14 protein-coding genes and 2 tRNA genes are annotated in these 19374 nt (G+C 64.1%); 5 read left to right on the plus strand and 11 right to left on the minus strand.

The window, feature by feature from the left end:
- Positions 1-98 precede the first annotated feature (98 nt).
- The 10 genes from CXQ88_RS00315 to ilvD form a co-directional block, all read right to left on the minus strand.
- Positions 99-1151 (minus strand): 3-isopropylmalate dehydrogenase, encoded by a 1053-nt coding sequence (locus CXQ88_RS00315; protein WP_104042186.1) that lies wholly within the window; start codon positions 1149-1151, stop codon positions 99-101.
- Positions 1152-1348: 197 nt separating this feature from the next.
- Positions 1349-2209, minus strand: a complete 861-nt coding sequence (locus CXQ88_RS21680; protein ID WP_181037362.1) for a hypothetical protein — start codon at positions 2207-2209, stop codon at positions 1349-1351.
- Between the two features lie 207 nt (positions 2210-2416).
- Positions 2417-3979: a methionine--tRNA ligase gene (gene metG / locus CXQ88_RS00325; RefSeq protein ID WP_104042190.1), complete on the minus strand. Its 1563-nt coding sequence runs from the start codon at positions 3977-3979 to the stop codon at positions 2417-2419.
- Between the two features lie 33 nt (positions 3980-4012).
- Complete coding sequence (locus tag CXQ88_RS00330) at positions 4013-4768, minus strand: ABC transporter ATP-binding protein (protein ID WP_104042192.1); 756 nt, start codon at positions 4766-4768, stop codon at positions 4013-4015.
- Entirely contained in the window at positions 4765-7563 is a 2799-nt protein-coding gene (locus CXQ88_RS00335) for an ABC transporter permease (RefSeq protein WP_104042194.1), read from the minus strand. Before CXQ88_RS00335 ends, CXQ88_RS00330 begins: the two co-directional genes overlap by 4 nt.
- A gap of 215 nt (positions 7564-7778) precedes the next feature.
- Positions 7779-9368, minus strand: a complete 1590-nt coding sequence (gene serA / locus CXQ88_RS00340) for a phosphoglycerate dehydrogenase (protein ID WP_104042196.1) — start codon at positions 9366-9368, stop codon at positions 7779-7781.
- Between the two features lie 128 nt (positions 9369-9496).
- A complete protein-coding gene (gene ilvC / locus CXQ88_RS00345; protein WP_104042198.1) occupies positions 9497-10522 on the minus strand; it encodes a ketol-acid reductoisomerase in 1026 nt (341 codons plus the stop codon).
- Between the two features lie 94 nt (positions 10523-10616).
- Positions 10617-11129, minus strand: coding sequence for an acetolactate synthase small subunit (ilvN, locus tag CXQ88_RS00350; RefSeq protein WP_079597732.1), 513 nt, complete (start codon positions 11127-11129; stop codon positions 10617-10619).
- Between the two features lie 2 nt (positions 11130-11131).
- Positions 11132-13039: an acetolactate synthase large subunit gene (locus CXQ88_RS00355; protein ID WP_104042199.1), complete on the minus strand. Its 1908-nt coding sequence runs from the start codon at positions 13037-13039 to the stop codon at positions 11132-11134.
- Positions 13040-13451: 412 nt separating this feature from the next.
- Positions 13452-15173 carry a dihydroxy-acid dehydratase gene (gene ilvD, locus CXQ88_RS00360; protein ID WP_104042201.1) on the minus strand — a complete coding sequence of 574 codons (1722 nt, stop codon included), beginning with the start codon at positions 15171-15173 and terminating at the stop codon, positions 13452-13454.
- Between the two features lie 326 nt (positions 15174-15499).
- Here ilvD and CXQ88_RS00365 point away from each other — a divergent pair, with 326 nt between their 5' ends.
- Both CXQ88_RS00365 and CXQ88_RS00375 read left to right on the plus strand, forming a co-directional pair.
- Entirely contained in the window at positions 15500-16573 is a 1074-nt protein-coding gene (locus tag CXQ88_RS00365; RefSeq protein WP_104042203.1) for a sunset domain-containing protein, read from the plus strand.
- A gap of 284 nt (positions 16574-16857) precedes the next feature.
- A tRNA-Lys gene (locus CXQ88_RS00375) sits at positions 16858-16933 on the plus strand.
- A 165-nt stretch (positions 16934-17098) separates the two neighbouring features.
- Here the strand turns inward: CXQ88_RS00375 and CXQ88_RS00380 are convergent.
- Complete coding sequence (locus tag CXQ88_RS00380; protein WP_104042687.1) at positions 17099-17557, minus strand: MarR family winged helix-turn-helix transcriptional regulator; 459 nt, start codon at positions 17555-17557, stop codon at positions 17099-17101.
- Positions 17558-17653: 96 nt separating this feature from the next.
- Between CXQ88_RS00380 and bcp the strand changes: the two genes are divergently transcribed.
- The 3 genes from bcp (at position 17654) to CXQ88_RS00395 (ending at position 19255) form a co-directional block, all read left to right on the plus strand.
- Positions 17654-18127, plus strand: a complete 474-nt coding sequence (gene bcp / locus CXQ88_RS00385; protein WP_104042204.1) for a thioredoxin-dependent thiol peroxidase — start codon at positions 17654-17656, stop codon at positions 18125-18127.
- A 116-nt stretch (positions 18128-18243) separates the two neighbouring features.
- Positions 18244-18325 (plus strand) — tRNA-Leu (locus tag CXQ88_RS00390).
- Between the two features lie 255 nt (positions 18326-18580).
- Positions 18581-19255 (plus strand): fasciclin domain-containing protein, encoded by a 675-nt coding sequence (locus tag CXQ88_RS00395; protein WP_104042206.1) that lies wholly within the window; start codon positions 18581-18583, stop codon positions 19253-19255.
- Positions 19256-19374: the final 119 nt, after the last annotated feature.

Genomic DNA, 19374 nt, shown 5'->3' on the forward strand with positions numbered 1-19374 from the left:
TCCACGATCGGCCGCCCTGCATTCAGCGTTGAACGGCGAGGCGGCATTTGGTGATTCGAGACAAGCTTACGCCCGATGCCGGAGGCCCTGGCGCGGGGTTAGAGGCCGGCGGCGATGGCGTCGCCCACCGCACTTGTGGTGCGTGCACCGCCGTCGCGCTTCTCGACGTCGGCAACCACTGCCGCTTCGATCCTGCGGGCCGCACGGGTGTAACCGAGGTGGTCCAGCAGGAGTGCCGCCGACAGGATGGCAGCGGTGGGGTCGGCCTTGCCCTGGCCGGCGATGTCCGGAGCGGAGCCATGGACGGGCTCAAACATGGACGGCGCTGTGCGGTCCATGTTGATGTTCCCGGAAGCTGCCAGTCCGATGCCGCCGGTGATGGCTGCGGCAAGGTCCGTGAGGATGTCACCGAAGAGGTTGTCGGTGACGATCACATCGAAGCGTGACGGGTCGGTGACCATAAAGATCGTCGCGGCGTCCACATGCAGGTAGTCGTGGGTGACCTCCGGGAACTCCTGCGCCACGGCCTCCACCGTGCGCTTCCAGAGGTGCCCCGCGTAGACCAGGACGTTGTGCTTGTGGACCAGGGTGACATGCTTGCGCTCCCTGGCGCTGGCGCGGCGGAAGGCATCCCGGACAACACGCTCAACACCGTGGGCGGTGTTCAGCGAGACCTCTGTGGCCACCTCATGGGGGGTTCCCGCGCGAAGGGTGCCGCCGTTGCCGACGTAGGGACCTTCGGTGCCTTCGCGGACCACGATGAAGTCAATGACGCCGGGGTTGGCCAAGGGGCTGCCCACGGTTCCGTAGAGCCGGGACGGCCGCAGGTTGACATAGTGGTCCAGGCTGAAACGGAGCTTGAGCAGCATCTCGCGCTCGATGATGCCGGAAGGAATGCGGGTGTCGCCGGGGGCTGCACCAACAGCACCGAACAGGATGGCGTCCCTGGTACGAAGGTCGGTTAGGACATGGTCCGGCAGGGTTTCGCCCGTGGCCAGCCAGTGCTCCGCGCCGAGCTTGTAGTGCGTCTGCTTAAGCTCAACGCCCTCCGAGGCGACGGCCTTTTCCAGCACCTTTAGTGCTTCCGCAATGACCTCAGGGCCAATGCCGTCGCCGGGAATAACTGCCAGATCGATGGAGGATGCGCTCATGCTTTCAGGGTAGCCAAGATATCCATATGCTGGTCAAGCTGTCTCATTATCCGAACAGCCGGACGGGCAGGGTCACCTTGCAGTGTGCGACCATCACCATCGAACAATACTAAGAGTGCGAAAAGCGCCGTGCACGTTTCCGGTCACGGCGCCTGCGCATCATTCAGTCGGTTGCCCTTCAGCGGGCTCCCAACCTTCTACCCTCGGTGCACGCGCCGGTCGCGTCCACCGCCGGTCTGGGTCCGCCGCGCCGTTATCGCCGCGCCCGCCAGCAGCACAGCTGCCACGCCTCCAATCCAGGGATCCAGTGCCCGCCCCGCTGATTCCGGAACGGCAGTCTGCACGTTGAAGCCCTCGTTCGGGGCAACAACAGCGCCTGCCCCGCCACCGGCAGCCGCCGCGCCTGGAGCGGATGCGACGGGAACCACCCGCGTTACGACAGGCGGAACCACGGCAGGAGGCACCACGGCAGGAGGCACTACGGCGGGCGGAACCGCTGGAGGGTTCACCGGAGGAACCACCGGTGACACCTTCACCGGGACACAGCCGTTGTTGTACGTGGCCTTGCCCTCATCGGTCCAGTTCTGGCCGTCGTAGATCACCTTGTTCGGCGGGATGATGTCCGCGCTGTGCTGGTGATGGTCACCGGCGTGGCCGTTAAGGCCCTGCAGTGCAATGGTGATGACCACGTAGGGGTTTGATTCCGAACCCGTCGCATGGCAAATCGTGATCTTCTTATCTTTGTCCTCATGCGGCGATCCACCCGGCTTGGCACAACCGGCATTCCACCAGTCCGCTTTGTCCAGGTTCCGCCCGCCGGGCAGCGCCTTCCCGCTATTGGCCGGGATGATGTCCTCTTCGTGCTGGTGGCCCATATGGGCCTTGAGCGCGTTGAGACTGATGGTGATTGGCACGTAAGGGTTCGTTTCCGAGCCCGTGGCGTGGCAGATGGTGATTTTTTCGCCGCCGCCGGACGATTCGTCCGTGGCAAGCGCCGTTGGTGAGGCACCCAGTAGTGCGAGGCTAGTAACCCCCAGCACGGCAAGGATCCGTTTCATTTCCGTCTCCGTCCATAGTCTGCTTCAAACTGCGCAGACGCGAAGGAGAACACGACCGCCCCGCACTGACGGGTCAACAAAGGCAAACAGACAGCATCGGGGCGACGGTTCTCCCAGATGCGAACTGTCAGTTTGCTAACAGGATCAGGCTAGGGACTTACGCATACGGATTCCCCAGTAGGACGTACTCATATCCGGAACACGGCATTACTTGGCCTCAGCAGGCTCCTCGTACTTGGGGAACACCGGCGAGGGAGCCGGCAGTTCAGTCCCCGCGGCAATCGGCGTTCCGATGGCGGAGAACTGGCGGGCCTCCCCTTCCGGCTGGCCGAGGGTGGCAAGGAGGGCCGCTGTTGCCGTCGGCATGACCGGCTGGGCGAGGATGGCCACGATCCGCAGGACTTCCAGGGTCACGTACAGCACGGTGTTCATGCGTTCGACGTCGGTTTTCCGCAGCACCCACGGCGCCTGCTCGGCGAAGTAGGCGTTGGTGTCACCCAGGACGCCCCAGATCGCTTCGAGGGCGCGGCTGAATTCCTGCTTCTCAAACGCTGCCCGCGCAGCTTCGAGGAGTCCGCCGGCCTGCGCCAGGATGGCGTTGTCCTCCACCGTGAACGCGCCTGGAACGGGCACTTTGCCCTCGCAGTTCTTGGCCACCATGGACAGGGAGCGCTGGGCAAGGTTACCGAAGTTGTTCGCGAGATCGGCGTTCATGCGGCCAACGATTGCGTCGTGGTTGTAGCTGCCGTCCGCGCCGAAGGGCACTTCCCGCAGGAAGAAGAAACGCACCTGGTCAAGGCCGTACTGCTCCACGAAGTCGGCAGGGGCCACCACATTTCCCAGCGACTTGGACATCTTGACTCCGTTGTTGTGCAGGAACCCATGGATCATGACCCGCTTGGGGAGATCAATGCCGGCGCTCATCAGGAAGGCGGGCCAGTAGATGGCGTGGAACCGGGAGATGTCCTTGCCAATGACGTGGACATCGGCTGGCCAAAACCTCCGGAACTTTTCCGAATCGACGTCGGGGTAGCCCACTCCGGTGAGGTAGTTGGTCAGGGCGTCCACCCAGACATACATCACGTGCTTTTCGTTGCCGGGAACCGGGACGCCCCAGTCAAATGTGGTGCGGCTGATCGAGAGGTCCTCCAGGCCGCGCTTGACGAAGCTGATGACTTCATTGAAGCGGTACTGCGGCGCGCCAAACTCCGGCTGGGCCTCGTAGAGGGCCAGGAGCTTGTCCTGGTAGGCGGAAAGCCGGAAGAAGTAGCTCTCCTCCGCCGTCCAGGTCACCTCGGTGTCCGTCTCCTTGGAGTAGCGCACGCCGTCATCCTTGACGACCGTGTCGTCCTCCACGTAGAACGCCTCGTCCCGGACGGAGTACCAGCCCTCGTACTTGGACAGGTAGATGTCCCCGTTGGCTTCCATCTTCTTCCAGATGGCCTGCGAGGCAGCGTAGTGGTCCTCGTCCGTGGTCCGGATGAAGCGGTCGTACGAGATGCCCAGGGCAGAGTGTGCCCCCTTGAAGACCTCGACGTTCCGGTCCACCAGCTCCTTCGGCGTGATGCCTTCCTTTTCGGCGGTCTGGGCGATCTTCATCCCGTGCTCGTCCGTGCCGGTCAGGAACATCACGTCATACCCGTCAAGCCGCTTGAACCGCGCCATGGCGTCGGTGGCAATGTACTCGTAGGCGTGGCCGATGTGGGGCACGCCGTTGGGGTAGGTGATAGCCGTGGTGATGTAGAACGGCGTTTTCTGTGAAGCAGTCACGGGCGGACGTTACCTTCGGTGCGGAGGGACAGGCTAAATCAGTTCGGTCAGGGAATCGCTGAGCCGGACGAGTTCGTGGTCGTGCGAGGCCACCAGGACTGCGATGCCGTCCGACGTGGTGTCTTTCAGAATGCTGATGATGCGGTTCGCCGAGGCACGGTCCAGGCTCGCTGTGGGTTCGTCCACCACCAGGACCCTGGTGCCCAGGATCAGGGCACGGGCGATGGCTACGCGCTGGCGTTCGCCGCCGGACAGCTGGGCAGGGCGGTGCCGCATGCGGCGGCCCAGGCCCACGAGGTCCAGCAGGTCCTTGGCCATGTCCCGGCGCTGGTCCACTTCCCCGTCCGGAACGGCCGGCAGGAGCACGTTCTCGAGTGCACTCATTCCATCGATGAGGGCACCGCCCTGGTCAACGTAACCAATCAGGGCACGACGGCGGTCGGCGATTTCATCGTCGCCCATGCTCTCCAGGGAGTCACCCTCCCAAAAGACACGGCCCGACGTTGGCAGGGTCAGCCCCGCGCCGACTGTCAGGATGCTGGTCTTGCCGGATCCGCTTCGGCCGGCGACGCAGTGCATCTCACCCGCGTGCAGCGTAAGGTCGAAGCCTTCCACCACGCTGACTGCCTCCGCGCCGCCCTTGCCGCCGCCGTAGCGGATGGTGATGTCGCTCAGTTCCAGCGGTGTCTCGTGGTCAGCGGCTTTGACGATGGTGTTGGCGCGCGTCTGGAGGGGGACGTCGCCGGAGCCGCTCCTGCGGCTCCGCTGGACATTGGTCTGGTTTGTCATTGGACCACTTTCGTTGCAATCGGTATCCAGCAAAGTACAGCCACGAGGCCGGCCACGCCTGCCCACAGCGCGGCATAGGGGGCCAACAGCAGCCCGATGCCCAGGGCGCCCAGCACGCCCAGCGGCAGTGCCACGCTCCCCACCAGCGCGTTCTCGAACAGCCGGACCTGGCGGAGCATGTCCGGGTTCCAGCCCATGGCTTCGAGGATGCCCAGGTATTGACGCTTGGCGATGAGCTCAAAGCGTCCGGTGACCAGGGTCAGGACCAATCCCACGATCACGCCCGCAAGAGCCAGGAGAATGCTCGGCAGTGCCACGCTCGCAGCGGCGAGTCCGCTCAGGGCACTGGCGCCGGCTGCGCGGGGAATGTCGATCAGCAGCGCGATGAGTCCGCCCACGGCAGCGCCGAAGACGCCGACGGCAACGGCCAGGGCCAGGGTGTTGAACTTGTTGGTGCCCAACTGGCGGTTCGCGAAGGTCAGCGGCGAATCCACCGGAATGAGGCGCTCGTCATGCTGCGGTTCCTGGTCGATGACGTCGCGGTGGCGCAGTTGCTGAGCTGCGAAGAACGCAGCACCGGCGTAAAGGACCAGGACGGAAACGCAGACGAGGGCAGTCGTGAGGCTCAAGCTGACGAGGCTCAGAACGATGCCGGCCACGGCAAGCAGTACCGCACCCACACCGAACTCCTCGAGCACCCAGCTGCGGATGCGGCGCTGGGTCCACCCCATGGCGCGCAGTGTTCCTGCTTCGCTCCGTCGTTTGCGGACGTAGCTCACTGTGGAAGCGCCGGTGAGGAGGGCAGCTCCGCAAAGCGTCAGGAAGAGCAGCGTGATGTTCGTTCCGGACAGCGAACCCGTCACGGCGTCGGCGGCGTTCTGCCTGACCCATGACTGCCGGACCGTGCCAAGGTCGGATTCCTTGCCGGCGTCGTCCTTGGAGTAGCCGGGAACGAAGATGCTGGCGTCCTCCCGGGCCGACCCGGCCACGATGGTGGCTTCCAATCCCATCCCGCGGATCTCGGTTGCCAGCTTCTCCACCTCCGGCTGGGCTTCTTTCCAGCTGCCGGGTGCACCGGCGCGCACACGGACGGCGTCGATGACTGCGGCGTTTTCCTTGTAGCCGCGGGCAGCAGCCAGGCCGTAGTAGTCGGTGATCGCGCCGGCAGACTGGCTCGCAAGGCCCGTGGCGCTCAGCGACGGTTCGAGCGCGGTGGCCGGAACGTCCTTGCCCTCGGCGTCCTTGACCAGAGTGAAGGGAGCGGGGTCGTAGCCGCCCAACGGAAGCTTGTTGACGTCACCGGCGGCCTCTGCCACTGCGGATGGATCAAAGGTTCCGTAGACCATGGCAAGTGGGGCTGTCGCCTTCTGCTCCCCCGTCTCCAGGTTTTCCCGGTAGGAGCGTTCGTCCACAGGCTCGCGCTGGGTCTGGTCAACGGGGGTGCCGTTGGCGCCCTTTTCGGGCAGCCTGTTAACCGTGACCCACTCGCCCGGTACCGCGGTCTTGTCGACCGCGCCGTTTGCCGCCGTCTCGCCGTCGGCGTATTTCGGGGCAGCCGCGAAGTCCGTGCTCCACTCGGCGGGGGTGTAAAGCCCCTGGTTAAAGTTGCCCGTAGCGCCGAGGACTGAGGAGTGGTCCGTGGAGCCAGGCCAGGAGAGAACGAAGGGGTCCTTCGAGACAAACGGGAGGTAGTCCTGGCCCAATGACTGGGAGGCAGTTCCAACGTCCTTGACTACCTTGCCGGCGTCGTCGATTTCCTCGATCTTGACGTTGTACTTCAGGTCCAGGGAGGTGCCCGAGCGCACAATGAGGGGAATGGCCTGGGAATCGGCGGTCAGCTGGCCGTTGCGCTTGGCCTGCTGGTACTGCGTCATCAGGGGTGCCCAGTATTTGAGCTTCACGCCCAGGAAGTCCGGGCCTTCTTCCAGCTCGTCCAAGCCAATGCCGTTGGTGAACAGGCCTTCAAAGTAGCGGCCGATGGCGCCGGCATCCCGCGCGTCAGCAGGCGGGGCTTTTTCCAGCGGGGCCAGGAATTCACCGGCAGAACCCAGGAGGGCGCGCTCGGCGGCGGGATCCACGGCGACCACGGATTCCGTGACCTCCGGCGCGAGGGGCAGCGACACGGACAGGTTGAAGAGGTTGTGTTCGGAACCGCCAGCCGGGGCAGCGAACTTGATGCCCGTTTCATCCTCAGGAGCGGCGATGCGGATACTGCTCCCCCCGGCGGCCTGCTCCTCCACAAGCTTGGCCTTGCCCAGGGTGCCTTCCGCCGTGGACTTGAAGAGCGTCTGCTCTGAGACGCCGTCGGAGCTCACGGCACTGGCGGTCAGGCGGTATTTTTTTGCCTCATCGCTGAGAACCGACTCGGCCGCGGGCCAGTCTGCCGGCGCGGTGGCACCCGCCGCCTGGTCAGCCGACGCCGTGCCTGCAAGTCCGGCGTTGTAGCCGAGGTAGTCCATAGCGTCCAGCCGCGGCGCCTCAAGGTTCTGGGTCACCCGGGACACGAGGCTGATGGGCGCTGCCACCGAGGTTCCGGACAGCTTCCGGATGGCCTCCAGCTGCTCAAAGCTGATGCCGCCGGTGCCGTTGGCGATTTCCGGCTGCAGCAGCGCACCGGAGGGCGCCTTTGCCTGGACCAGGACATCGTAGAGCCCCCGCGAATTCTCATCCACTGTCCGACTGAGCGCGGCCTGCGACTGGCTTTGGACGAGGACCGACAAGCACATGGCTGCGATCAAGATGGCCGCGGTCAACAGCAGCACTCTGCTTCTGATGAACCTCTGGACGGCGTTCATGGAACTCCCTGAAACCTGGATTGCGTGCGCACATCCGAGACCGCGCCGGGCGGGCGTGGACGATTACGGACGGATGTGCAAAAGGTATTGGCCGGCCTGCCGGCACGGTCCTGAACCAGGACCCAGCCATTGTAAGCAGACCGGCCAATCATACGTGGCCCCGCCGGGACGCGCCGAGCGGAGGGCGGAAGTGCGGCGTTTCGGCGGACCGGAGGTTAGTCCTCCAAGTCCACTTCGCGGACCATCTCGGCGCCGATGCCGGCCTTGATGGCGTCCAGGACCTGCTGCGGCACGGAGCTGTCAATGGTCAGCAGCGCGAGCACCTGCCCGCCCTGGTCGTGGCGGGCCACCTGCATGCCGGCGATGTTGATGTTGTTCATGCCCAGGATGTGGCCGATGGTACCGACCACGCCGGGACGGTCGGTGTAGGCAACCACCACGAGGTGCTCACTGATGGGGATTTCAACTTCGAACCCGTTGATACCCACCAGCTTTTCGATCTGCTTGGGCCCGGTCAGGGTGCCGGCCACGGAAATCTGGCTGCCGTCGCTGAGGGCACCGCGGAGTGTCAGGACGTTGCGGTACGACTCTGTCTCCGGGGTGGTGATCAGGCGGACGTTAATGCCGCGCTGCTCAGCGATCACCGGCGCGTTGACGTAGGAGACCTGCTCGGTCACCACGTCAGCGAAGATGCCCTTGAGTGCCGCCAGCTCCAGGACCTTGACGTCCAGGGACGAGATCTCGCCGGCCACCTCGACGTCAAACTGGGTCAGGGACGCGTGCGTCAGGGCTGTAAAGATCCGACCCAGCTTCTCGATCAGTGGGATGCCCGGGCGGACATCCGGGGCAATGACGCCGCCGGCGACGTTGACGGCGTCCGGGACGAGCTCGCCGGCCAAGGCCAGGCGGACGGACCTGGCCACTGAAACGCCGGCCTTTTCCTGGGCTTCGTCGGTGGAGGCGCCGAGGTGGGGGGTGACCACTACGTTGTCCAGCTTGAAGAACGGCAGGTCGGTGCTGGGCTCCTTGGAGAACACGTCCACGCCGGCACCGGCAATTTCACCGTCCTGCAGGGCGGTGAACAGGGCTTCCTCATCCACCAGTCCGCCGCGGGCAACGTTGACGACATAGGCGGTGGTCTTCATCTTCTTGAAGGCGTCCGCGCCGAGCATGCCCACCGTTTCCGGGGTCTTGGGCATGTGGATGGTGACGAAGTCGGACTGGGCCAGGAGCTCGTCCAGGGTCACCAGCTGCACGCCGAGCTGGGCTGCCCGCGCGGAGGTGATGTAGGGGTCGTACGCAAGGATTTTGGTGTCGAAGCCCTTCAGGCGGGCCGCGACGAGGGCACCGATCCGGCCCAGGCCGATGATGCCGATCTTCTTTTCGAACAGCTCGGTGCCCGTGTACTTGGAACGCTTCCACTCGCCGTCCTTGAGGGCTGCACTGGCCTGCGGGATGTGGCGGGCCAGGCTGAGGATGTGGCCCACGGTGAGCTCGGCCGCGGAGACGATGTTGGACGTGGGTGCGTTGACCACCATCACGCCCGCCTGGGTGGCGGCTTTGATGTCCACGTTGTCCAGGCCCACGCCTGCACGGGCGATGACCTTGAGGTTTTTGGCTGCCGCGATCGCTTCAGCGTCCACCTGAGTGGCCGAGCGGACCAGGATGGCGTCAACATCGTTGATGGCAGAGAGCAGCTGGGAGCGGTCAGCGCCGTCGGTCTGGCGGATCTCGAAGTCCGGGCCCAGGGCCTCGACAGTTGCGGGGGAAAGTTCTTCGGCGAGCAGTACTACGGGTTTTGACACGGCTGATCCTCTGCGTTGCAGTCCTGGGGATGAAACAAGTCTAGGCCGACGGAAAGGCCGGGCTCACATTGTTAAGTGTGAACCCGGCCTCACAGCTGGCTTTTATAGCGGCGCCTCAGAGGCGGCCTTTAGCGGGCAGCAGAACCTTCAACGTAGTCCACGTCCTGCTGCTGCCAGGAGAACAGGGAACGCAACTCGCGGCCAACAGCCTCGATGGGGTGCTGCTCGGCCTTGGCACGCAGTTCCTTGAACTCGGCGCCACCGTTGTCCTGGTCTTCAATGAAGCGCTTGGCGAAAGCACCGGACTGGATGTCGGCGAGGACAGCCTGCATGTTCTCCTTGACCGCGGGGGTGATGACGCGCGGGCCGGAGACGTAGTCGCCGTACTCGGCGGTGTCGGAGACACTCCAGCGCTGCTTGGCGATGCCGCCTTCCCACATGAGGTCCACGATGAGCTTGAGCTCGTGGAGTACCTCGAAGTAGGCGATCTGCGGCTGGTAGCCGGCTTCGGTCAAGGTTTCGAAGCCGTACTGGACCAGCTGGGACACGCCGCCGCAGAGGACAGCCTGCTCGCCGAAGAGGTCGGTCTCGGTCTCTTCGGTGAAGGTGGTCTTAATGACGCCGGCGCGGGTGCCGCCGATTGCCTTGGCGTAGGACTTGGCCAGGTCCCAGGCGGAGCCGGAGGCATCCTGTTCGACGGCGATGATGTCGGGGATGCCGCGGCCGGCTTCGAACTCGCGGCGCACGGTGTGGCCGGGAGCCTTCGGGGCGATCAGGATGACGTCAACGCCTTCCGGTGCCTGGATGTAGCCAAAGCGGATGTTGAAGCCGTGCGCGAAGGCCAGGGCCTTGCCGGGAGTCAGCTTGTCCTTGATGGAGTCGTTGTAGATCGAGCGCTGGTGCTGGTCCGGCGCAAGGATCATGATGACGTCGGCCCATTCGGCGGCGTCGGCAACATTCTTGACCGTGAAGCCAGCGTCCTCGGCCTTGGCAGCGGACTTGGAGCCGTCCTTCAGTGCAATAACAACCTCGACGCCGGAATCGCGCAGGTTCAGCGCGTGGGCGTGGCCCTGGGAACCGTAGCCAACAATGGCAACCTTGCGGCCCTGGATGATCGACAGGTCGGCGTCGTCGTCGTAAAACATTTCAGTCACTTGCGTAACTCCTCTTGAGTGGATTTGCAGATAGGTGTTCGGTGGTGCGGTTACGGGCGTTGCGCAACGCCGGGGCGGGCCCCTTGGCGGGGTCCTACGCGGAACGCAGCGCCCTGTCACTCATGGAGCGGGATCCCCGTCCAACGGCCAGGGTGCCGGACTGCACGATTTCGCGGATGCCGAAGGGCTCGAGCACGGAGAGCAGTGCGGTGAGCTTTTCGGGGTGGCCGGTTGCTTCAATGACGACGGAATCGGTGGAGACGTCGACCACTGAGGCGCGGAACAGGTCTGCAGCCTGGGTCACCTGCAGACGTGTTGCGGCATCCGCACGTACTTTGACCAGGATGTGGTCACGTTGTACGGAAGATTCAGGGGTCAGCTCAACGATCTTGATGACGTTGATCAGTTTGTTGAGCTGCTTGGTGACCTGTTCGATAAGGTCGCCGTCGGCGTCGACCACCACTGTCATCCGGGAGATGCCCGGGACTTCTGTGGGGCCGACGGCCAGGGAGTTGATGTTGAAGGCGCGGCGGGCGAAGAGGCTTGCGACGCGGGTCAGGACGCCCGGCTTGTCTTCAACCAGGACGGAAAGTGTGTGGCGGCTCATGGTCAGTCCTCTTCTTCCCATTCCGGGGTCATGTTGCGGGCAACTTGGATCTGGTCGTTGCTCACGCCGGCGGGCACCATCGGCCACACCATCGAATTGGGGCTCACCACAAAGTCGATGACCACGGGGCGGTCATTGATCTCAAGTGCCTTCTGGATTGTGGCGTCGATGTCCTCGTCGCGTTCGCAGCGGAACGACGCGCAGCCGTAGGCCTCCCCCAGCTTGACGAAGTCCGGGATGCGGACGGTGTCGTGGCCGGTGTTGAGGTCGGTGTTGGAGTAGCGGCCCTCATAGAAGAGGGTCTGCCACTGCCGAACCATTCCCAGCGAGGAGTTGTTGATGACGGCAACCTTGATGGGGATGTTGTTGATGGCGCACGTGGCCAGTTCCTGGTTGGTCATCTGGAAGCAGCCGTCGCCGTCGATGGCCCAGACCACGCGGTCCGGCTCCCCCACCTTGGCGCCCATGGCGGCTGGGACCGCATAGCCCATGGTGCCGGCACCGCCGGAGTTCAGCCAAGCGTGCGGGCGCTCGTACTTGATGAACTGTGCCGCCCACATCTGGTGCTGGCCGACGCCCGCAACGTAGATGCCTTCGGGCCCGGTCAGAGCACCGATGCGCTCGATGACCTTCTGCGGCGCGGTCAGCCCATCATCCGGCTCGGTCCAGCCCAGGGGGTACGTGCCCTTGAGGTTGTTCAGGAAAGCCCACCAGGTGGTGAGGTCCGGAGTGCCCGCCGCCTCGAACTGGGTGCGTACGGCGTCGGTGAGCTCCGGAATGATTTCCTTCACGGAGCCAACGATGGGCACATCGGCCGTGCGGTTCTTGGAGATTTCCGCGGGGTCGATGTCAGCGTGAATGACCTTCGCCATGGGCGCGAACGTCTTCAGCACGCCGGTAACGCGGTCATCGAAGCGTGCGCCGAGGGTGATCAGGAGGTCGGACTGCTGCAGGGCAGTCACGGCAGAAACTGTACCGTGCATGCCAGGCATTCCCATGTGCTGCGGGTGGGAGTCCGGGAAGGCGCCCTTCGCCATCAGCGTGGTGACAACGGGAGCGCCGGTTGCTTCGGCCAGGGCCAGCAGCTCCGCGGAGGCGTGCGCCTTCACAACGCCGCCGCCCACGTACAGCACGGGCTTGCGGGCTGCGGCGATCAGCTTTGCTGCTTCGCGTACCTGCTTGTTGTGCCCGCGTGTGACCGGACGGTAGCCGGGCAAGTCAACCCGTGGCGGCCAGGAGAAGGTCATCTGGCCCACCTGGGCGTCCTTGGCCACGTCCACCAGGACAGGACCCGGGCGGCCGGTGGAGGCGAGATGGAACGCCTCCGCCATGACGTGGGGAATGTCGTTGGGGTCAGTCACCAGGAAGGAGTGCTTGGTGATGGGCATGGTGATGCCCACGATGTCAGCTTCCTGGAAGGCATCGGTGCCGATCACACCGCTGGATACCTGGCCGGTGATGGCCACCAGCGGCACGGAGTCCATGTGGGCATCCATGATGGCGGTAACGAGGTTGGTGGCGCCCGGGCCGGAGGTGGCGATACAAACTCCCACCCGCCCGGTGACCATGGCGTAGCCTTGCGCGGCGTGGCCGGCTCCCTGTTCGTGACGGACCAGGACGTGGTTCATGCTGGAGGCCATCAAGGGGTCATAGGTGGGCAGGATCGCGCCACCGGGCAAACCGAAAATATCGTCGACGCCGAGTTCTTCGAGCGAGCGGACAATAGCTTGCGAGCCGGTCATCACCGTTGGGGGTACAACGTTGTTCGGCCCAAGGACAGGAGAGACGGCAGCAAGGTCGGCGACGACGACGGCGTGGTCCGCCGTGCGGTCGGCGCGTTCCGGAGCCTTGGGGGCTCCAGCGGACTTAGTAGCCATCAGCGAGGGGCTGATCGGCGATCCTTTGCTCATCGGACTCTTCCTTGTGGATCATCTGTGGTTCATGGAAACTGCAGGAAATAAAAAAACCCCTCAGCCTGGCGGCTCTTCGAGGGGTTGCGCGTGACGGTTCGTTACCGGGGGGCTAATGTGCCACGCGCTGGATAAGGACGACGACGGTGCCGACGGTAACGAAAGTCATGCGTTCAGTTTTCCCTCTGGGTGAGATACGTGTCAACGAGGCGTTCCCTGATCTCACCATGTGGACCCCATTGTCCACTCTGTGGCAGCCTTACCAACTAAGTAGCAGCAAGTGTCGTTTTAGTGCTTATAACGACACTTAGTGCTACCTAGTTGGGTCCAGCCGCCGCGATCCCCACTGACTGGCAGATAACGCGCTCAAAACAGCCTTTCGCGACGTTATCGCGAGCCAGTTGGGAAAGTATCACCCGCAGTAGGCACCCGTGCTGGCGCTGTGCACCAGCTTGGCGTACTTGGCCAAAACTCCCTTGGTGTACCTGGCCGGCAACGGCTCCCAGCCCACCTTGCGGGCTTCGAGTTCTGCCTCGTCCACCAGGAGGTCAAAGCTGCGGGCCGCGATGTCTACGCGGATCCGGTCGCCGTCCTTGACGAAGGCGATGGGGCCGCCGTCGACTGCTTCGGGGGCAACGTGGCCGATGCACAGGCCCGTGGTGCCGCCGGAGAAGCGGCCGTCGGTGAGGAGCAGGACGTCCTTGCCGAGGCCTGCGCCCTTGATGGCGCCGGTGATGGCAAGCATCTCGCGCATGCCCGGGCCCCCCTTGGGGCCTTCGTAGCGGATAACCACGACGTCACCGGCGTGAATCTGGCCGTTGTCCAGCGCATCCAGGGCGCCCTGTTCGCGTTCGAAGACGCGGGCAGTGCCTTCAAAGACGTCGGCGTCGAAGCCGGCACTCTTCACCACTGCACCCTCAGGCGCCATGGAGCCGTGCAGGATGGTGATGCCGCCGGTCTTGTGGATGGGGTTGTCCAGTGCGCGCAGGATTTTACCGTCAACGTCCGGCGGGTTGATGGCGTCAAGGTTTTCGGCAACGGTCTTGCCGGTGACGGTGAGGCAGTCACCGTGCAGCAGGCCGGCGTCGAGCAGTGCCTTCATGATCACCGGCACGCCGCCGATCTTGTCCACGTCCGTCATGACGTAGCGGCCGAAGGGCTTGAGGTCGCCCAGGTGCGGGATCTTGTCACCGATGCGGTTGAAGTCGTCGAGGGTCAGCTCGACCTCGGCCTCGCGGGCGATGGCCAGCAGGTGCAGGACGGCGTTGGTGGAGCCGCCGAACGCCATGGTGACGGCGATGGCGTTTTCGAAGGCCTTCTTGGTCATGATGTCGCGGGCCGTGATGCCCAGGCGGAGCAGGTTGACCACTGCTTCGCCGGACTTGCGGGCGAATTCATCACGCCGGCGGTCTGCCGAAGGCGGGGCGGCGGAGCCGGGCAGGGACATGCCCAGGGCCTCGCCGATGCAGGCCATGGTGTTGGCCGTGTACATGCCGCCGCAGGCGCCTTCACCCGGGCAGATGGCCTTTTCGATGCGGGTCAGGTCTTCCATGCTCATCTTGCCGGCGGCGCACGCGCCGACAGCTTCGAAGGCGTCGATAAGCGTGACTTCCTTTTCGGAGCCGTCCTCAAGCTTCACCCAGCCGGGCATGATGGAACCGGCGTAGAGGAAGACGCTGGACAGGTCCAGGCGGGCTGCTGCCATCAGCATGCCCGGGAGGGACTTGTCGCAGCCGGCCAGCAGGACCGAGCCGTCGATGCGCTCGGCCTGCATCACGGTTTCAACGGAGTCGGCAATGACTTCGCGCGAAACCAGCGAAAAGTGCATGCCCTCGTGGCCCATGGAGATTCCGTCCGAGACGGAGATGGTGCCGAACTGCATGGGGAAACCGCCGCCGGCGTGGACGCCTTCCTTGGCGCCCTGGGCCAGGCGGTTGAGGGAAAGGTTGCAGGGGGTGATTTCGTTCCAAGAACTCGCGACGCCGACCTGGGGTTTGGCGAAGTCGTCATCGCCCATGCCCACGGCGCGGAACATACCGCGAGCAGGGGCGGCGTGGATGCCGTCAGTTACTACCCGGCTGCGGGGCTTGATGTCAGGCTTGTTGTCGGTCGCGATCAGGGTGTCCTCACTCATAGGGGAAAGTCTATGGCTCTGCGTGACGCCGCAGCGACAGACTGATGCCGGTTAAGCGCAAAATCGGGAATATTTCGATCAGATAGTGGACTGTCATCTCGCATATTGAGACCATGAGGGTGTTCCCCTCCCGCTCTGTGGTGTTGATCACGCGCCTTTTTCGTAACCACTGACCCAGGCACCGTGCCCTGGTTTTTCATCGGGGAATCCGCCACCGGCTGACTGGCCCGCCTAAGAGTCCCGGCAGGTCAAAGAGCTAGACAGCGCTGTTGCGCCGACGTAGCGTCGGGGAAAGTGCACCTTGCCATCCGACTGAAGGACCTGCCATGGAATTTGTCTTCTTGATCATCCTGCTCGTTGTGCTGGCGGGTGTGGTGTGGTGGAGGTTGAACGCCAAAAAGTCCGCAGCCGCTTCCGGGGGCGCGGGAACGACCGAAAGAACCCACGCCGACGGCGGCACACGCGCTGACGGTGCTCTTTCAGGCGGCGGTACAGCAGCATCTGCCGAAGCTGCCGGCACCACTGGCATTCCCGGTGCCGCAGGGTTCGGCGCCCCGGCCGAACCCGTGGCGCCGACGGCTGCAGAGGAGCCGGTAGAAACAAAGTCGACGGCGGAAACCAGCCCGGAAACACCTCAGGGCTACAGCGGGACAAGCGCAAGTGCTGTCGGCGCCGGAGCCGTTACGGACCGGGCAGAAGGAACCGCCCAGGACGAACGCCGTGTCCAGGATGACGCTGAATGGGAAACGCAGTGGTCGGAGGCGTCAGGGCCTGCCCATGTCCACGAGGGAGCCGGCCGCCGGGAAGGTGCCGCACCGGCGTCGCCCCTCTCCCCCGAGCAAGCGCAGCCAACCGAACAAACACCGGTTCACCACCCGGAGTACACGGAACCCCACGCCCCCACCCTGCCCGGTGCCGAGACTGCGGCCGTTGAGGAAGCGGACGACGCCGGCACCGGAGGGTCCTTCCCGGTCCCCGCTGCAAGCACGTCCCGCCCCCACGAAGGCGGTGGGAATGGCGCTGCTGCCGCCATGGGCCTCCCCAGCGATGCTGCAGAAACAGAGACCCGGGACCGGGCGCAGTCCTCAGCGCTGGTGGAAACGGGGGCGGACCACACCCAGGGCCCGGCGGGGGGTGCTCCCGCGGCAGTACAGCAGCCATCGGCGCAGGAGCCGGCAGGGCACCTGGCAGCGGCGGAACCCTATGGCGTGGGCTCGGCGTCGGCCGCGGCGGACGGTAGCGGGCCAGCGGACTACACCGTTAAGGGTGACGCCGGCGCCATGGTCTACTACGAAGAGGGACATCCCGAATTTGAGCAGGCCAGGGCTGAAGTGTGGTTTGAGTCGGCAGCCCACGCCGAGGCCGCAGGTTTCAGGGCGCCGAGGCGCAGGCGGATCTAGCAGGACCGGCCTGACGGAAGGGTCCCGCCGGCTCGGCATGCCTGTGGCCCATTTCACATGCGGGTACGGGCGGATCCGGAAGGCAGTCCGGGCGCCCGGCGGCGGTTTTTGGCCGCTCACCAACAACGAAAACCCTGACTTTATGCTGGTTCTGCCCCCCTCCGGCCAGGCGGTGAGTGCCGGCGGGCGTCGATTTCACATGCACCAGAAGTTCGTGTAGAGTTTCATGTCGTTGCGGAGATCAACGGGGAAACAAAAAGCCCCAAACGATCGAAACAAAAGATGCACCTCTAGCTCAATTGGCAGAGCAATTGACTCTTAATCAATGGGTTCCGGGTTCAAGTCCCGGGGGGTGCACCACTGGGAAAACAGCCTCTGGCTTGCGGAAACGCAGGCCAGGGGCTGTTTTGTTTTACCCGCGGGTTGTTGCGCCCAGCACCGAATAAAGAAAAGGCGTGACCTCAGCTTCAAAAGAAACTGGGATCACGCCTGGACGCGGGAGCACCGCGGTAGTGGCCGCGGCGCTTATGGGGTCATGGAGGGATTCTCCAGGAACTCTCCAGTTGCCTGCGTTCCGAACTGGCTTGCCAGCTCCCGGACAACAGCTTTAAGTTCCTGCCGGAGGACATCGGGGTCGATGGTGGCGGCTGCAAGCACGGTGCGCTCCATCTCCACGGCAGCAGCAACAGCCTGCCGGCCCTGTTCCGTAAGCGACACTACGTGGCTTCTGCGGTCGGACGTGCTGCGGACCCTGACGATGTGTCCGTGGGACTCCAGCCGGCTGAGGGTTTTACCCATCGTCTGGGCCTGGACCCGCACGTACTGGGCAAGCTGTGCCTGCGTCATGGGACCTTGTGCGTTGAGAACCTCGATGGCTATAACACCAGCATGGGTAAGGCCGATGGCCCCAAGTTTCTCATTCCATGAGTGTTCGACGAGGCGCGCAGCAGTGGACAAGAGGCGCCCTGTGGGCCATTGATCCATATCAGGCATAGCAGCAAGTATAGCCAAGTGTCGATTGGCCCTGCTCCGGACGGCTTACTAGGGTGGTGTGTCCCGCCCGCAACAAGGAGAAAAACATTGTCTGACAAACTCGTAACTGGTGACGAAGCGCCCCTATTCACGCTCAAGGATTCGGCCGGGAAAGACACCGGCCTGGCACCGCGCCCGGGCCGCCACACAATTGTCTACTTCTACCCTGCAGCTGCAACACCCGGGTGCACCAAGGAAGCTTGCGATTTCCGGGACAACCTGGCGTCCCTGCAGTCAGCGGGATATGACGTCCTGGGCATCTCCCCCGACCCGGTGGAGAAACTCGCAAAATTCGCCGCCCAGGAAGCCCTCAGTTTCCCTTTGCTCTCGGACGAGGACCATGCGGTCGCGGAGGCTTACGGGGCCTGGGGTGAAAAGAAAAACTATGGCAAGACCTACCAGGGCCTGATCCGCTCCACCATCGTGGTTGATCCGGACGGCAAGGTCGCGGTTGCCCAGTACAACGTCCGTGCCACGGGACACGTGGCAAAGCTGCGCCGGGACCTGAAGCTGGACGCCTGACCTGACCGCTGCTGACGCAGGTCCCGCCTGCGCGACGCTACAATAAAAACTGGCATCCGGCGTCGTACGTTTACCAGCCCTGTTATCAAAGGTCTGGAACACGCTGCCGGGGCCAAGCGCGAGTGGTGAAATTGGCAGACACGCAGGATTTAGGTTCCTGTGCCTTCGGGCGTGGGGGTTCAAGTCCCCCCTTGCGCACACAACGAGAGATCCTTCGGCTTCGGCCGGGGGATCTCTTCTTTTTTCCCGTGCGCGCCGGGCGGTGGTGCCCAAAGAGCTGCACATTTCCCAGCCCGCACAAATCTCCTTGACGTTCGACCCATCCGTATTCGTGCAACTCCCGAATACCCATTGAGACACCAGCCAAGGGCAGGTGCCCGCCAGCCAGACGCGAACAAGGCCCAGGACACCCGGTCCGCGGCCTGCGAAACGCTAAACCCAAGGAGAACCGAAATGCAGACAATCAAGCGCACAACTTTCACGGTCGCAGGCGTCGCAGCTGCCGCTCTGCTGAGCCTCACGGCGTGCGGCGGCTCGGCCGGCACCGCAAGTTCCTCCGCCCCTGCCGCCGCACCCTCAGCTTCCAGCATGGCCCCTTCCCCATCAGCCAGCTCCTCTGCCGCCACCATGGATCCGGCCGCGAACCTGGTTGGCCCGGGCTGCGCAGGTTACGCCGAGAAGGTTCCTACCGGCGCAGGCTCCGTTGAAGGCATGGCACTGGATCCGGTGGCCGTCGCTGCATCGAACAATCCCATCCTCACCACCCTGACTTCCGCCGTGTCCGGCAAGCTGAACCCGAAGGTGGACCTCGTGGACACCCTCAACGGCGGCGAGTTCACAGTCTTCGCACCGGTTGATGACGCCTTCGCAAAGATCGATGCCGCCACCCTCAAAACGCTGAAGACGGACGATGCCCTCCTGAGCAAGATCCTCACCTACCACGTGGTTCCCGGCCAGATCACTCCTGATAAGATCGCCGGCACCCACGCCACCGTCCAGGGCGGGTCCGTTACGGTTACCGGCAGCGGTGACACTCTCAAGGCGGATGGCGCAAATGTGATCTGCGGCGGCGTCCAGACCAAAAACGCAACGGTCTACCTCATCGACTCGGTGCTGATGCCCAAGTAATTTCGTCAGCACGCAGGCGGGCCCGGTCCCACTGGACCGTGCCCGCCTACGTTTATGGTCGTTTCTCCGCGCGGGACTGACGGGAAACGGGAGTACTGGGTCAACTAGACTGGGTCCCG

The sequence above is a fragment of the Arthrobacter sp. ZGTC412 genome, from assembly GCF_002929215.1.
Lineage (GTDB): Bacteria > Actinomycetota > Actinomycetes > Actinomycetales > Micrococcaceae > Arthrobacter.